Source organism: Devosia sp. LC5, assembly GCF_000735585.1.
Taxonomy (GTDB): Bacteria; Pseudomonadota; Alphaproteobacteria; order Rhizobiales; family Devosiaceae; genus Devosia.
Window position 1 is genome coordinate 101,256 of record NZ_JNNO01000044.1, and the last position, 15,164, is coordinate 116,419.

Below are 15,164 nucleotides of genomic sequence, written 5' to 3' on the forward strand. Positions count from 1 at the left end.
TTGCCACCGGCATGTTCGTGACGCCCAAACGTATTGTGGGCAGAGCGTCCTAGCACTGCCCCTTACAGCCAACCGCGCTTCTTGAAATACAGATAAGGCAGCACCGCCGACAGGATCATCAGGCCAATGGCGAACGGATAGCCGAATTCCCATTTCAGCTCGGGCATGATGTCGTAGTTCATGCCGTAGATGGAGGCGACCAGCGTCGGCGGCAGGAAGACCACGGCCGCGACCGAGAAGATCTTGATGATCTGGTTCTGCTCCAGATTGATCAGGCCCAGCGTCGCGTCGAGCAGGAAATTGATCTTGCTGGAGAGTGTGCGCGCATGTTCGCCCAGCGAAACGGCGTCGCGCTGGATCAGCTTGACCAATTGGCGGGCGTCCCGCCCGGCCCGCGTGGTGTCGCCATTGGGCGCGATATGGAAGGCCATCAGCCGCGAAATGCTGACCAGGCTTTCCTGCACCATGGTGAGCAATTCCGCCTTGGCGCCGATCCGCTCTATGATGGAGCGCAAATCCTGCTGCAGCTGCTTGGCGGTGCTGCTTTTCTTGCCGAATACGTCGCGCGAGATCTGGTCGATTTCGTTGCCGACGCGTTCCAGCGCATCGGCAGTGCGATCGATCATGGCTTCGAGCAGGCCCAGAAACACCTGTTCGCCCGAGCTGCAAGCAATGCTCTTGGATTTCTGCGCGCGCAGGGTAAAAGCCAGGAACGGCTTGGGTTCGGCATAGCGCACGGTGACCAGCGTTTCGCCCTTGAGGATGAAGGTGATCGGGGTCTTGGAGGGCTCCTCGCTATCGAGCTTGTGCAGGCCCGTCATGGTCATGAATTCGGCGCCATCCTCGCTATAGAGGCGGGCGGAAAGCTCGATTTCCTCCATCTCGGCCTGGCTGGGGATGTCGATGCCCAGCAATTGCTCGACGAGGCGATCTTCCTCGGCGGTGGGTTGCAAAAGATCGAGCCAGACCAGGCCGGCAACACCGGCGGGATCGAGCGGAAGGGTGCTTTGCACGAGCCGTGCGGCTTCGTTGTGATATGCGCGCAGCATTTTGGCAGGCTCCTAAGGTAGACCGCGCGCGGACTACCGAGCCGACAATATCGTCAGGTCGAGAAGGCCGTGCGCGGGGTCGAAGATCGACTTCGACTGTCGGGGTTCATCTGGTTTCTCGCGTGTGAAAATGGCTGGGCCATCGACAGATCGTGCATGCGCCCGGATTCAAATTCTGTCAATTGGGGCATATGGAAAAGAGCTATGCGCCCGGCGAAGCCTGTTCCAGTGCCCGCCCGGCGGGGAAGATGCCGGACATCACGACGAAGCCCGGAATACGGCGGACGCGGTCGGTCCAGCGGCGCAGAGCCGGATAATCCTGCCGGGAAATGCCGCCTTCTTCGCTCAGCATCACATAGGGGAAGCACGCGATGTCGGCGGTGGTGGGGTGGCTGGGTGCGCAGAGCCAGTCGCGGCCCTCGCGCTCGCCGAACCAGAGATGCTCATCCATGATGCGGAAGATGCGGTGGGCAGACTTCTGGGCTTTTTCGATGTCGAAATCATAATCGAAACCGAGTGCGAGGCGGGCGGCGGAGGCGGTGGCTGTGATGTCGTCGCCCACGGCATGCCAGCGCAGCACTTCGGCGGTGATCGCCGGATCATCGGGGAACCAGCGGCCGCTCTCGTCATATTTCTTGGCGAGATAGGCGAGAATGGCGCCCGAATCCGACAGGGTCAGCTCGCCGTCCTTAAGCACGGGAAGCTGGCCGAAGGGGTTGAGCTTTAAAAACCAGTCGGCCTTGTGCTGGCGGCCGGGGAAGAAATCGACCGGGATGATGTCATAGCGCAGCTTCAAAATGCTCATCAGCAGCCGCAGCTTGTAGCAATTGCCCGAGAGTTCGAAGTCGTAAAGGGTGATGGTCATTTGTCTCTCATTGTTCCCCATGAGACCTCATGGTGAGCTTGTCGAACCACGAGGTCGGCAACACCGATCTCGCCACGACCTCGTCCTTCGACAGGCTCAGGATGAGGTCTACAGATGGGGCCTAGATATCGAGTACCAACCTGGCTGACCTGGCCCGGCTGACGCAGGTCATCATGCAGCTATTGGAAGCCTTCTCGCTGTCGTTGAGATAGACGTCCTGATGGTCCACCTCGCCCTCCATGACCGCAGTGAGGCAGGTGCCACAGGCGCCTTGCTCGCAGGAGGAGGGGACGGTGAGGCCGGCATCGCGCATCACTGCGAGAATAGTGCGGCCCGAAGGAACATGCAGCGTCATGGCAGAACGGGCGAGCTCGATTTCAAAGCTCGAGCTGTCGTCGATGATCTTGTCGTTCTTGAAATATTCGAAGTGGATGGCTTCGTCGGGCCAGCCTTGTTCGGCCGCGGTTTCGCGGACGGATTCGAGCATGGCCGAAGGGCCGCAGACATAGACATGTTGGGCGCGGGACCAGGGGCCAAGCGTCGCGGCAATGATCGTGCCGATTTCGGCGCGGGGCAGGCCCTGGTGGATGATCACCTTGCCACCGAGCGCTTCGAGCCGGTCGCGGAAAGCGGCCTGTTCGCCGCTGCGGACGAAATAATGCAGCTCATAGGGCAGGCTCGACTTGTCGAGAAAACGAGCCATGGAGAGCAGCGGCGTGATGCCGATGCCGCCAGCGATCAGTACGGTGCGGGTAGCGTCGCGGCGCAGCGGGAAATTGTTGCGCGGTTCGGAAATGGCGAGCACGTCGCCTTCACGCACACTATCGATCAGCACTTGCGAGCCGCCCTTGCTGGCGCTTTCGGCCTTGACGCCGATGACATAGCTCATCAATTCGCCAGGGCCGTTGGTGATCGAATATTGGCGGATCAGGCCATTGGGCAGGTGCAGATCGATATGGGCGCCGGGCTGGAAGGTGGGCAGGTGCCCGTCGCGGGCAGCCAGTTCGAAGCCGGTAACGCCATCGGCAGATTGCCATTTGCGCTTGACCACGACCGGCATGGTATTGCCGCGCGGAATGGCGATTTCGGGCATGGTGGCGAGATCCGCCGAGACCTTTTCGAATACCGGCTGCAACGGTTCGGGCGCCGGCTTGCGGGTCGCTGCGCGCTCGAGACGGTCACGGAGCCTTGTCAGGACCTCATTGTGCTGGCGCAGGATGGCGAGATCAGGTTGGCCCGCAACGAGGCCGCGGATGACGGCGCGATTGGCATCGACCGGCTGGACGAACCAGATCGTATCGCCGGTACGGATGGAGAGGCCCGGCAGGCGCTCGGCGTCCGGGGTGGAGAGTGCATCGAGTACGTCTTCAGGCGCGGCGTTGACGGGCATGGGGCGCAGGACAGACCAGTCGCCGGTTTCGGCTCCGGGGAAGGGTGTGAAGGGAAGCTCCTCATTGGCGGCGGACCAGACCAGGCCATAGGCCTCGCGCACCGGATAGGTGCGGTTCTGGATGCGGCGGGCGGGGGCGTCGGCGGGGTGGGCCGGAATATAGGTGCAGCCGGCGGAGCGATTTGCATAGCGCCAGCCATGATACTGGCATTTGAGCTCGCCGCCCTCGTTGATGCCGATGGACAGGCGCACCCCGCGATGCAGGCACCGGTTTTCCCAGACATTCACATTGCCATCGTCAGCCCGCCACACGGCGAGTTCGCGGCCGAGCAGCTGGCCTTGATAGACGTGGCGGAACGGCAGGTCCTCGCTCGAGGCGATGGGATACCAGGTGGGATCGGCAAGGGAGAGCGTCATGACGTCATCCGAAGAGATTGGGATCGCGCCACGATCGGATGAGGTCGAAGTCGGCGGGCCTTGGCGTACGAGGTCCGCTCCATGGCGTCAGCTCGCTGCCGGGATCACGCCATAGGTAATGCCCTTCTGGCTGAGCCAGCGGCGGTAGGCGATAGCGGATTTGTCGGCGCGGATGGGGGTTTCCGAGCGCGGATCGAGCGGCAGGCGCTTGGGGAACTGGTTTTCGAGGATGGGCTTGTCCTGGCCGAAAATGGTCTGCTGGAAGCGGCGCAGGTCGGTAATGGTCGAGGTGGAGTCGATCATCGATTGCAGCAGGTGGGCGCGGCAACGTTCCTCGGTCATGGGCTGCAGGAAAATGGCGATGACGTCGCGGCGGCTATCGTCCTCGGGGCAGGATTTGTAGAGCACCGAGCAGAAGGGATGCGGCACCCGGTAGACATATTCAACTTCCTGGCCCTCGGTGGCCGACAGTGCCGCGCGAGGCTGGAAGAAGCGGCAGCGCGTGGCCAGCACTTCGTCGCGCTCCTCGGAGACTTCGACGTCGTATTCCTTGACCTCGGTATGGGGTTCGGCGCCCAGAATGTCGGTATGGACATAAGGGAAATGGCCCATGTCGAGAAAGTTCTCGACGGCGCGGGGGGCCGAAACGTGAATGCCGATGGAGCCGCAGCTCATATTGACGCGATCGGGCTCGGCATATTCGGGGATCGGAAAGAGTTCGGCCGGCGGATTGCCGAAACTGGTCCAGATATAGCCATAGCCGGTGATGACAGGGAGGCGATCGGTGATGGTGGCGGGATCGATCTCGTCGCCCTGTTCCTCATCACTGCGGCGCCAGACCACGGGGGCGCCGTCATGGTCGCGCGTGATGGCGATCTTGGTATCGAGCAGCAGCGTGGTTTCGACCAGGCCGGGGGTGATCTCGTTGTTCGCGGCCACGACCTGCCAGAGGTCGCGGGTCAGGGAGTCGATATTGGGCATGAGGCATCCGTGGCTTGCTGGGAGCAGCATAGGGCGGCTGGGGCTTGCGGGGCAAGGGGGTGGGCGGCAGGGCGCTACCCCCGATAAATATCGAAATTCCCGAACGCCTGCGTCGTCGCCATCACCTGCAACCGATTGACGTTGACATGCTGAGGCAGGAGCGTGGACCAGACGATGGTTTCGGCAATGTCCTCGGCATTCATCGCCTTGGTGTTCTCATAGGGCTTGCTCGCCTTGCCCTCGTCGCCCTTGAAGCGGACCAGGGAGAATTCGGTTTCGGTCAGGCCCGGCTCGATATTGGTAACGCGGATATTTTTGCCCTGCACGTCCGAGCGGATATTGAGAGCGAATTGCTTCACGAAGGCCTTGGTGGCGCCATAGACCGAACCGCCCGGATAGGGGTAGTCGCCGGCCACCGAACCCAGCGTCACCACGTGGCCGCCGCCACGCGCGATCATGCCGGGCAGCAGAGCGCGCACGGTATAGACGAGACCCGTGATATTGGTCGCGATCATGGTTTCCCAGTCGGCGACATCGGCCTCGGCGGCCGGCTGCAGGCCCAGCGCCAGGCCGGCATTGGCGAGCACGATATTGATCTTGTCGAAGGGCGAGGGCAGGGAAGCGATCGCGGCGTCGATGGCTTTGCGGTCCTGTACATCGAGTTCGATGATGTGGCAGTTTTCGGCGCCCAGCTCGGCCTGCAATTCCTTCAGACGGTCGCCGCGGCGGCCGGTCGCGATCACCTTGCCGCCGGCCTCGACATAGCGGCGGGCCGCCGCGGCGCCAAAGCCGGAGGTGGCGCCGGTGATGAAGACGACGAAGCTCTTGGGATCAAGCAGCTGATACATGGCGATGTCCTGAAGATTAGTCGGGGAGGTCGGGTCAGGGTGGACCGGGGAGGGGTCGGGCGTCAACCGGGCCACCTTTCCAAATCTTAACCCGGCTTACCGAGAGCTAACGTGCTGGCGCGGCGGCGGCAGGATATGGTCGCTCATACAATCTGGGGATGCATGGGTTTGAAGACCGTCACGAAAATAGTTCTGACTCTGGTAGTGATAGCAGGCGCAGGCGCTGCCGGGTGGTGGTTCTTTGCCGCACCCAAGGCGGCGACCGTGCCCAATACGGTGACGGTGGGCCGCGCCGATATCGAGCAGACCGTCTTGGCGTCAGGGGTGTTGCAGGCCAATTCGCTGGTCAGCATTGGCGCCGAGGTGTCCGGCCGGATCGATGCCGTGCATGTCAAGCTCGGGCAGGACGTCAAGAAGGGCGACCTGATCGCCGAGATCGACTCGCTCAATCAGGAAAACGCGGTCAAGACCGCCCAGGCCGCGCTGATGGCCATCGAGGCGCAGAAGCGGGCGCAGCAGGCGACATTGGTGCAGGCGCAGGCGGCCTTGGTGCGCAATACCTCGCTGAGCGGCAGCAATCTCGTCTCCAAGACCGATCTCGATGCCGCCCAGGCGGCGGTGGATTCATCCCTGGCGCAGATCGATCAACTCGACGCACAGATCGCGCAGGCGGAATTGAGCGTGGAATCGGCCAAGCTCAATCTGTCGCGCACGCAGATCGTGGCGCCCAATGACGGGACGGTGGTGGCGGTGCTGGTCGAGGCCGGGCAGACCGTCAACGCCAACCAGACCACGCCCACCATCGTCAAGATCGCCGATCTCGACACCATGGTGATCAAGGCCGAAATCTCGGAGGCCGATGTGGTGCGTGTGGCAGCCGGGCAGCGGGTCTATTTCACCATTCTGGGTGAACCCGACAAGCAGATCGACGCCACCCTGCGCGAGATCGAACCGGCGCCGACCTCGATCAGCGAAGACAGCACGTCGACCGATACGGCGATCTATTACAATGGCCTCTTCGACGTGCCCAATCCCGATCACAAGCTGCGCATTTCGATGACAGCGCAGGTGACCATCGTGCTCGACGAGGTTGAAAATGCGCTGGTGTTGTCCTCGGGCCTGGTGACCCGGCGCGGGCCCGATGGCAATGCCATGGTGATGGTCTATGACCCGGCGACCGAGCAGAGCGAGCCGCGGCGGGTCGAAGTGGGCCTCAACAACAATGTCATGGCCGAGATCAAGAGCGGGCTGAACGAGGGCGACGAAGTCGTGGCCTCGGGCGCCAGCGGTGTGCGCGTTCCCACGGGCGGGCAGGGTGCGCGCATGGGTGGCGGCGGCATGGTGATGATGGGCGGCCCGCGGCCATGACCGACACCAAAACCCCGATCATCTCGTTGCGCGGGCTCAACCGGGTCTTCGCAACCGGGGGCGAGGCCGTGACCGTGCTGCGGGATATCGATCTCGATATCCACCAGGGCGAGTTGGTGGCCATCATCGGTCAGTCCGGCTCAGGCAAATCGACGCTGATGAATATTCTGGGGTGCCTCGATAAGGCGACCACCGGCAAATACACCTTTGGCGGCAAGGATGTCGGCCGGCTTGGACCCGACGCCCTGGCCGAGCTGCGGCGCGAGCATTTCGGCTTCATTTTCCAGCGTTATCAATTGCTGCCGGATCTCGACGCGGTGGAGAATGTCGAAATCCCCGCCATCTATGCCGGGGTCGACGCCAATGCGCGGCGGCAGCGCGCCGTCGATCTGTTGACCCGGCTGGGGTTGGGCGAGCGGCTGAGCCATCGGCCCAATGCGCTATCGGGCGGGCAGCAGCAGCGCGTCAGCGTGGCGCGGGCGCTGATGAATGGCGGCGAAGTGATCCTCGCCGACGAGCCCACCGGAGCGCTGGACAGTCATAGCGGCAAGGAATTGCTGGCGCTTTTGCATGAGTTGCATGGCGAGGGCCACACCATCATCATCGTGACCCATGATGCCTCCATTGCCGCGCAGGCCGAGCGGGTGATCGAGATTTCCGACGGGGTCATCATCGCCGATCGGCGCAATGGCGAAGAGACCCGCAACGACCGCACCAAGCAAAATATCCGCCGCATCGCGCGCTGGCGCGAGGGGCTGGACCGGGCCGGCGAGGCGTTTCGCATGGCGCTGCGGGCCATGGTGGCGCATAAGCTGCGCACGTTCCTGACCATGCTGGGCATCATCATCGGCATTGCTTCGGTGGTGAGCGTGGTGGCCCTGGGGCAGGGCAGCCAGCAGACCGTGCTCAACAATATCGCCTCGATCGGCACCAATACGATCAATATCTATCCCGGCAGCGGCTTTGGCGACCGGCGCTCGGCGCGCATTGAAACCCTGGTCCCCTCCGATGCGGCAGCGCTCGAAGAACAGCCCTTTGCCGATAGCGTCTCCCCGCAGGTCAGCTCCAACGCCACGGTGCTGTTCCGCGCTACTTCGTCCAATGCGACGGTGACCGGCGTGGGCGCGGGCTATTTCCAGGTCAATGGCCGCACCTTTACCGATGGGGTGGCCTTCACCTCGGCCAGCGTCGATCAGATGACGCAGGAAGCCGTTATCGACAAAAACGCCAGCGACGCCTTCTTCGTCAATGGCGAGGACCCGGTGGGGCAAGTGATCATGCTCGACAATGTGCCGGTGCGGGTGATCGGGGTGGTGGCCAATGTCACCGGCTTCGGCCCCGGCGGCAACTCAGCCAATGTCTATGTGCCCTATACCACCGCAATGCGCCGGATCCTGGGGCAGAGCTACCTCAGCTCCGTCGCGGTGCGCGTAGCCGACAGCTATGACATGAGCCAGGCCGAGGCCGACATCACCGAGCTGTTGACGCGGCTGCATAGCGGCAAGACCGACTTTTTCCTGCAGAACACGGCGACCATCCGCGAGACCATCGAATCCACCTCGCAGACCCTGACGCTGCTGATCTCGACCATTGCGGTGATTTCACTGGTGGTCGGCGGCATCGGGGTGATGAACATCATGCTGGTCAGCGTCTCCGAGCGGACCAAGGAGATCGGCATCCGCATGGCGGTGGGCGCGCGGCGGGGCGATATCCTGCGCCAATTCCTGATCGAGGCAGTTCTGGTGTGCTTTGTCGGCGGCGCCGCCGGGGTGGCGCTGAGCTTCGGGCTGGGCAGCGCGCTCACCGCGCTCGTGCAGGGCGCGACGGTGCGCTATTCCGCCGAGTCGATCGTCTTGGCGATCCTGTCGTCGAGTTTGATCGGCGTGGTATTCGGCTTCATGCCGGCGCGGTCAGCGGCAAGGCTGGACCCGGTGGAGGCACTGGCGCGGGAGTAGAAGGGATATCCCCTCAATAATCCTTCTCGTAGAACACGCCCATGCTGGTATTGCCATCCTGCCCGGCAGCGCCGGTGACCTTCAGATCATTGGTGACATCGAGATTGATCGTCACCTTGCTCTGCCCATTCGCGCCGGCCTGCACGCCCAGATAGACATTGTCCTGGATATAGGTGCCGGCCTGCACCGCCACATTGCCCGCGTCATCGGTGACGATGTCGAGGTCGTCCAGCCCCGCCGCGCTGCGCAGGCTATCGACCAGCCCATTGCCGCCACCACCCATCAGGGAGGCTGCTGCGGCGGCCAGCTTGGCAAGTTGCAGCGGCGACAATTCGCTCATGGAGCGCTTGAAGATCAATTGGCTCAGCACTTCATCCTGCGGCAGCATGGGGGTCGAGGTGAAGCTGACCGCAATATCGGAGGCCCGGCCGGAGACGGTGACATAGACAGTGATGCCCTCGCCCTCGGTCTCGGCGACGAAATTGAGGAAGGGGTCCAGATCCCCCACCAGGGTCACTTCCCCGCTCTGGAAGGTGACGCGCTGGCCCAGAATGGCCAGACGCCCGCGATTGAGCGAGAAGCCGCCGACCGGCTGGATATCGGTGAGCGGGCCGGTGAGTCGCACCGAGCCACCCACTTCGGCATCGAGCCCGCGGCCGCGGATGAAGATCTGGTTGGGCGCGTTGACATTGACGTCGAGCACCACGCCGCTGGGGCGGGTCTGGGGCACGGGCGCGCCGCGTTCGTCTACCTTGGCGCGGACCAGGGTCTGTTCGACCGGCGGCGGGGTATGGACATGTTTTACATCGATCAGTTCGGCGCCGCCGCCAAAGCTGTCCGGCACGGTGATATTGGCTTCCTCGACCAGCACATCGCCCGAGAGCAGCGGCGAGCCGGTGAGATTGCCAGTCAGCGCGAGCTGTCCCGATGCGGTGGCGACGAAGAGATTGCCATCGGCATAGCGGGCTGAATTGAGCGCAATGCGCAGATCGGCCGGGAAGTTTGCGCCCAGGCCAACGGAGCCGGAAGCGGAGACGGAGCCGCCGGTCGACAGATTAGCCGAGAAATTGTTGATGACGGCGCGTTCGCCCGACAGTGTCGCCGAGCCGGTGACGCCCTCGAGCCGTGCATTGAGTTCGGGGTCGACATAGCCGCCATTGCTGATCGTGGCGGTGCCGCCGAACCGGGGCGCCGAGATCGAGCCGCTGACCCGGGCATCGAGATTGGCCGTGCCGCTGAGCTGGCCGCCGCGATCGGCCACGAATTGGTTGGCGAGCGCCAGCGGCGCCGAACCAGTGATGGCGAGATTGAGTCCGTTGCCTGCCAGCGGAATCGTGCCCGAGCCGGTCAGGGTCAGGCCGCCCGAGCCATTGGCGCTGAGCGCGGCCAGGGTGACGGTGTTGTTGGCGAAGCGGCCATTGGTGGTGAGGCTGAGCGGGGCAATGCCGAATTCGCTGATGGCGGCGGCATTGATGCCCTGGCCACGAGCCTCGAAGCTGACGCGGGGATCGCTGCCGGTGCCGCCGATATTGGCGCGGCCATTGAGCGTACCGGCCAGCCTCAGATCGGGCATGATGGCATTGGCGATGGAAAGCGGCAGCGCGTTGATATCGACGACGAGGTCGAGCGCTTCGCCGGCTGTGCCATTGGCCGTGATGCTGCCCGAGCCAACATTGAAGCGCACCGCATTGAGCGCAACATTGGAGCCGCTGACAGCCAGAACCGTGGGTTGCGCGAGCGCCGCCGCGAGCTGGCCCTGCCGAAGCTGCGCGCGGTCGAGCGCCAGCCGGTAACCCTCGGCGATCGGGGTGAGCGAACCGGCCACATCCACATTGGTACCGGTGGCGAGTGCTGCCTGTGCATCGAACGACGTCGTCCCGGCGCTCTGGGTCGCATCTGCGGTCAATGTCTCGACATGCGTGCCCGCGGCAACCACATCGGTCGCGCGGATCGTTCCCGTGATTGCCGGTACGCCGAACAAATCCTGCGCGGCCCCTTCGATATCGGCCGATCCAATAGTGATGTCGTTGACTTCAAGCTCCCGCGCGGCGCCCCTTATCGAGGCCAACTGCCGCCCGTCCGCGCTGCTCAGCCCAATCTCGGCATTCACCGCGCCCTTGGCCTCGAGTAAAGCCAGCGCGGCGGCCACCGACACGTCAGGCGCCACGACGCTCAGCCCGCCATCGAGCAGGCTGGTTTCGGCATTGCGAGTGACCCCGCCAGTGATGCGCGTACCGGCAGCCTGGAAATCGAGATTGGCGAGGGATTGCTCGGTTTCGGTGACCGCGATGTCACCGGCAAGGCTCGTGCGGAAGCCATCGAGTTCGGCCGCGCCGCTCAACTGGCCATCGAGCCGGTCGACATTGTAGCGGCCGGCAAAGCCGATCCTGGCATCGCGCAGGTTGCGATCGACCAGGCTGCCGCTGGCGACCGTCGCATCGAGGTTGAGATCGATGACGTCTTCTTGGCCCTTGGCCGTGCCCACCACCTTGAGCGGGCCGCTGGCGGCGTCGGACAGCAGGCTCAGATCGCTCAGGTCAAGATTGAAGGTGAAATCGGCCAGGGCATTGGAATAGGTGCCATCGGCCAGCATCTGCACTTGATTGTTGGCGATGCGGAAATTCTCGGCGGTAAGGCCTGCCTCAGTGCGGGCCACCCGGCCCGACAGCGCCACCGTGCCTGCCAGCAGGCGGTCGGCGGTTTCGTCATCGATGGCAAGATTAGTACCCGAACCATCCAGCGTCAGATCGAAGCCGCCGGTGAGCGGGGTAAGCGTGCCATTGGCCTTCAAATCCAGCGCGCCGTCGAGTTCGCGTCCGGCCAGACCCGAAAAGGGCGAAATGCTGGACGTCTGCAGCCCGATATCGCCATTGAAGTCGAGGCCATCGAGCTGGCCTTGCAGCGCCGCCGTCAGTGCCTTGCCGACCACCCGGAACTCGGCCAATTGCACGGGCTGCCCGGCGTTCCACAAGCCAGCGATCCCCAGGCCAATGCTGTCGCCCAAAGCCGCTTCGATTTCCTGGCTGCCGGCAATACCAGACAGCGCACCATCGCCATTGAAGGTCAGCCGGCGCGTGGCAGGATCGGACAGATTGGCCGCAACGCCGCCCAGCGTGAGAGCCAGCGTGTCAGCGGCAAAGCCTGGGCTCTGGAAGCCGCCAACGGCGAGGTTCGAGCTCCACTCCTCTGAATTGCCGGCGCCGAAATCAATGTTGAACTGGGCCGATTGTACGTTGGTGGCACTGCCGGGCACGGGAAGCGTCACCGGGCCACCAGCGGGATCGGCCACGCTCGCATTGAGCACGAGCTGGCGCAGGAAATTGTCCGGCGTAGTCTCCGCCGAGGCTTCGAGTGCCAATTGGCCGCCGGTGAGCTTGAGCCCGGAAATCGACAGCCCGCCGGCCGAACGCACCAGTGCATTGGCGGTCAGCGCGGTCTCGGCCCCGAAGAAGGGCCGATAGGGCTCGGCCATCAGCGTCGATAGCGGGCCGCGCAGATCGGCAGCAATGGCAAAGCCCTCGGGCTGCTGCGTGATCGTAGCAACGCCCGATAGCGCGGTCTGCTGGTTGGCCTGCAGCACCAGCTCAGTGCGCAGATCGGCCACCGGGCCGCTGCCGGTGAGCGACAGGTTCACCGCCGGGCGGTCCTCGATATTGAGCAGGTTGGCGATCACCCCATCGGCGGGTTCGACCAGAGCCAGGCCCAGATCGATGCTGTTCTCGGCCTTCTTGTAATCGACATCGAGATCGAGCGTGCCGCCCGGACCATCAAGCCGCACGATATCGAGATTGGTGGTGAGATTGCCGCCCTCGAGTGTAAAGGCGCCATTGAGCGAGATTTCCGAACCCAGCCCGAACACGCCCTCCCCGAACGTGACTTTGGGAATGGCCAGTTCCTCCAGGATCACCGCAACGGGGAATTCGGGGATCTGCAGCGAGCCGGCTTCGGCCGGAGGCAGGTCAGCGCCTTCGGCGGGCACGGCATTGCGCAGATAATCGATGGAATCGGCCTTGAGCGACTGCACTTCAAGCCGCCCGAGGAACAAGGCGGCCTGGCTCCAGGTGAGGGTGGCATTGTTGACGCGCAGCCACACGCCCTGGGCGTCGGAAATGGTGATTTCGCGCACCGAAACATTGGAGCCCAGCACACCATCGATATTGGAGAGGCTGATCTGGCGTTCGGGCGTCGAAAGGCGATCCTGCACGAAGCTGGTCAGCCAATCCTTCTGCTGCTCATTGTTCATCGTCATCACGTCCTGCGCGACGATGACAGCGGGCACACAGAGCCCGCACAGCACAAGGCCGGTGGCAAGCAGGCGCCGGTTGTGAGCGGAGAGCCGAGTCATCAGAAGGACTGCCCTATGCCGACATAGATAGCGTAGTCGGGGTCGCCCGCATGCTTGTTGAGCGGAATGGCGACGTCGAGCCGAAGCGGCCCCAGGCCGGTATAATAGCGCACCCCGACGCCGGCGCCCAGGCGCAGGTCATCGAGTTCGGGGAAGGTGTCGGCGGCGACATAGCCGCCATCGAGAAACCCGACCACGCCGATATCGCTCGTGACCTTGGCGCGGGCCTCCAGCGAGGCTTCCAGCAGATAGCGCCCGCCGGTGACATTGCCCATGCCGTCATCGACGCCGATGGATTTATAGGCATAGCCGCGCACCGAGCCGCCGCCGCCGGCAAAGAACAGCTTGTCGGGCGGGACTTCGCTCAGGTCCGGCCCGACCAGCGCCCCGGCCTTGAAGCGGGCTGCCAGCACGAAGGGGTCTTCCTCGCCGAAGCCGAAATAGGTGCGGCCTTCCACCGTGATCTGGGCGGCGGGATTTTCATAGTTGAATTCGTAGAAGGGCTCGAGATTGGCCTCGAGATACCAGCCGCTGGTGGCATCCACCTTGTCGTCGCGGAAATCCAGTGTCGCGCCGGCATAGATGCCTGCGGTCGCGAAATCGCGGGTGCCGAATACATCGTCCTCGAACTGGCTGCGCTCCAGCATGGCGCCGCCTTCAAAGGTGATCTGGTCGGAGAAGAAATGGGTCAGCCCCAGCCGCGCATTGGCCGAGGTTTCCATATAGGTGGGATAAATAGTGCGTTCGGCCGAAATGGCGGCGACCAGGTCGGTATCGGGCGTCAGGAAGCCCGGCTTGGTGAAGGTACCGCCAAACATATAGTCGAATTCTTCGGTATCGAGCGGCCAGGCAATGCTGGCGACGCGCGCATCGAGCCGCAGCCGCTCGGCCTGGCCGAACAGATTGCGCCAGAGATGATGGCCTTCCACGCCCAGCCCATCGATGGTGGAATAGGTGGCGCCGACGCCAAAGCGGCGCCCGGCCGATTCCTGCACGAACAGGCTATAGGGCAGCAGCCCATCGGCGCCGATGGATTGCGCGGCTTCGAGCCGTGCGGCCTGGAACACTTCGAGCCGGTCGAGGCGTTTTTGCGCGCGCGCCAACTCGTCGGGATCATATTCCTCGCCCACTTCCAGCCCGGTCTGGCGGCGGACGAATTCGGGGTCCATCCGTTCGGTGCCCGACACGGTGACCTCGCCAAAGGCGGCTTTCATGCCCGGATTGACGGTGATGGTAACGTCCACACTGCTGCTGGCGTGATCGGCCACCACATCGCGGGTGACCACGGCGGCCTTGGCATAGCCCTGCTGCCGCCAGGCTTCGAGTGCCAGCTGTTCGGCCTGGAGGATGACGCTGGATTTGGCAATCTGGCCGCTGCCGAAGCCGCGGGTGGAGGGCAGGTCCACATGGTCGAACGGGTCGGCGGTGGGCGGCGCCTGATTGATGATATTGACGCTGTTGAAGCGGAACAGCGGTCCGGGCGTCACCAGAATGGCGACATCGACCGGCTTGGGCAATTTGGTGTCGGGCGCCAGATTGGCAGCTTCCGCGCCGCCGACGCGGATGCTCACCGTGCCGCCGTAATAGCCCTCATTGTACAGCGCGGCGATGATGCGCTTGTAATCGCCCCGCGCCTTGGCCAGCAGGCCCGCGGCGCCCGAAGCCGGCTCATTCTGGTCGGCGACGAGGGCCGAGGCATTGCGCACGGCATTTTCCGGCACGCCGGTCTCGGTGACGGAGAGATTGACCTTATAGGGCTGGGGGTCGGCAATCACCGCCTCGGCATCGGTCTGGCTCTGGTCTTCGAACAGCTTGATGCCGAAAATCTCGAATGCAGAAACCGGCGCCACCGCAAGGCCCATTCCGGTCGCAGCAAGCAAGATGGCGCTAAAACTCGTTACCAGACGCGCGATATGCAGTGGACCAATTCCCGTCCGTTACGCTTC

Annotated in this window: 9 protein-coding genes; 2 read left to right on the top strand and 7 right to left on the bottom strand. The window is 63.6% G+C overall.

The genetic code is table 11. From position 1 onward, the window contains the following. Positions 1-62: 62 nt before the first annotated feature. From corA to FF80_RS17840, 5 genes are all read right to left on the bottom strand, one after another. A complete protein-coding gene (gene corA, locus FF80_RS17820; RefSeq protein ID WP_035102878.1) occupies positions 63-1,049 on the bottom strand; it encodes a magnesium/cobalt transporter CorA in 987 nt (328 codons plus the stop codon). A gap of 202 nt (positions 1,050-1,251) precedes the next feature. Beyond that, on the bottom strand, positions 1,252-1,914 hold the full coding sequence (locus FF80_RS17825; protein WP_035102879.1) for a glutathione S-transferase family protein: 663 nt from the start codon (positions 1,912-1,914) through the stop codon (positions 1,252-1,254). Between the two features lie 121 nt (positions 1,915-2,035). After that, complete coding sequence (locus FF80_RS17830; protein WP_035102880.1) at positions 2,036-3,721, bottom strand: Rieske 2Fe-2S domain-containing protein; 1,686 nt, start codon at positions 3,719-3,721, stop codon at positions 2,036-2,038. A gap of 87 nt (positions 3,722-3,808) precedes the next feature. Further along, on the bottom strand, positions 3,809-4,702 hold the full coding sequence (locus tag FF80_RS17835; protein ID WP_035102881.1) for an aromatic ring-hydroxylating dioxygenase subunit alpha: 894 nt from the start codon (positions 4,700-4,702) through the stop codon (positions 3,809-3,811). Positions 4,703-4,776: 74 nt separating this feature from the next. After that, positions 4,777-5,550, bottom strand: coding sequence for an SDR family NAD(P)-dependent oxidoreductase (locus FF80_RS17840; protein WP_035102882.1), 774 nt, complete (start codon positions 5,548-5,550; stop codon positions 4,777-4,779). 204 nt (positions 5,551-5,754) lie between these two features. Here FF80_RS17840 and FF80_RS17845 point away from each other — a divergent pair, with 204 nt between their 5' ends. Both FF80_RS17845 and FF80_RS17850 read left to right on the top strand, forming a co-directional pair. Next, the gene (locus FF80_RS17845; RefSeq protein WP_244445814.1) at positions 5,755-6,918 is read left to right on the top strand and encodes an efflux RND transporter periplasmic adaptor subunit; all 1,164 of its coding nucleotides are present in this window, start codon (positions 5,755-5,757) and stop codon (positions 6,916-6,918) included. Beyond that, a complete protein-coding gene (locus tag FF80_RS17850; protein WP_035102883.1) occupies positions 6,915-8,873 on the top strand; it encodes a MacB family efflux pump subunit in 1,959 nt (652 codons plus the stop codon). The genes FF80_RS17845 and FF80_RS17850 overlap by 4 nt, the downstream gene beginning before the upstream one ends. A 13-nt stretch (positions 8,874-8,886) precedes the next feature. Here FF80_RS17850 and FF80_RS17855 read toward each other — a convergent pair whose 3' ends face one another. Beyond that, complete coding sequence (locus FF80_RS17855) at positions 8,887-13,218, bottom strand: translocation/assembly module TamB domain-containing protein (RefSeq protein ID WP_052153727.1); 4,332 nt, start codon at positions 13,216-13,218, stop codon at positions 8,887-8,889. Then, positions 13,218-15,080, bottom strand: a complete 1,863-nt coding sequence (locus FF80_RS17860) for an autotransporter assembly complex family protein (RefSeq protein WP_035102884.1) — start codon at positions 15,078-15,080, stop codon at positions 13,218-13,220. Before FF80_RS17860 ends, FF80_RS17855 begins: the two co-directional genes overlap by 1 nt. Positions 15,081-15,164: the final 84 nt, after the last annotated feature.

Bases quoted from the DNA above. Each gene is read 5' to 3' on its own strand.
- FF80_RS17835 (WP_035102881.1), bottom strand. From the start codon at position 4,702: ATGCCCAATATCGACTCCCTGACCCGCGACCTCTGGCAGGTCGTGGCC.
- corA (WP_035102878.1), bottom strand. From the start codon at position 1,049: ATGCTGCGCGCATATCACAACGAAGCCGCACGGCTCGTGCAAAGCACC.
- FF80_RS17860 (WP_035102884.1), bottom strand. From the start codon at position 15,080: ATGGGCCTTGCGGTGGCGCCGGTTTCTGCATTCGAGATTTTCGGCATC.
- FF80_RS17830 (WP_035102880.1), bottom strand. From the start codon at position 3,721: ATGACGCTCTCCCTTGCCGATCCCACCTGGTATCCCATCGCCTCGAGC.
- FF80_RS17850 (WP_035102883.1), top strand. From the start codon at position 6,915: ATGACCGACACCAAAACCCCGATCATCTCGTTGCGCGGGCTCAACCGG.
- FF80_RS17855 (WP_052153727.1), bottom strand. From the start codon at position 13,218: ATGACTCGGCTCTCCGCTCACAACCGGCGCCTGCTTGCCACCGGCCTT.
- FF80_RS17840 (WP_035102882.1), bottom strand. From the start codon at position 5,550: ATGTATCAGCTGCTTGATCCCAAGAGCTTCGTCGTCTTCATCACCGGC.
- FF80_RS17825 (WP_035102879.1), bottom strand. From the start codon at position 1,914: ATGACCATCACCCTTTACGACTTCGAACTCTCGGGCAATTGCTACAAG.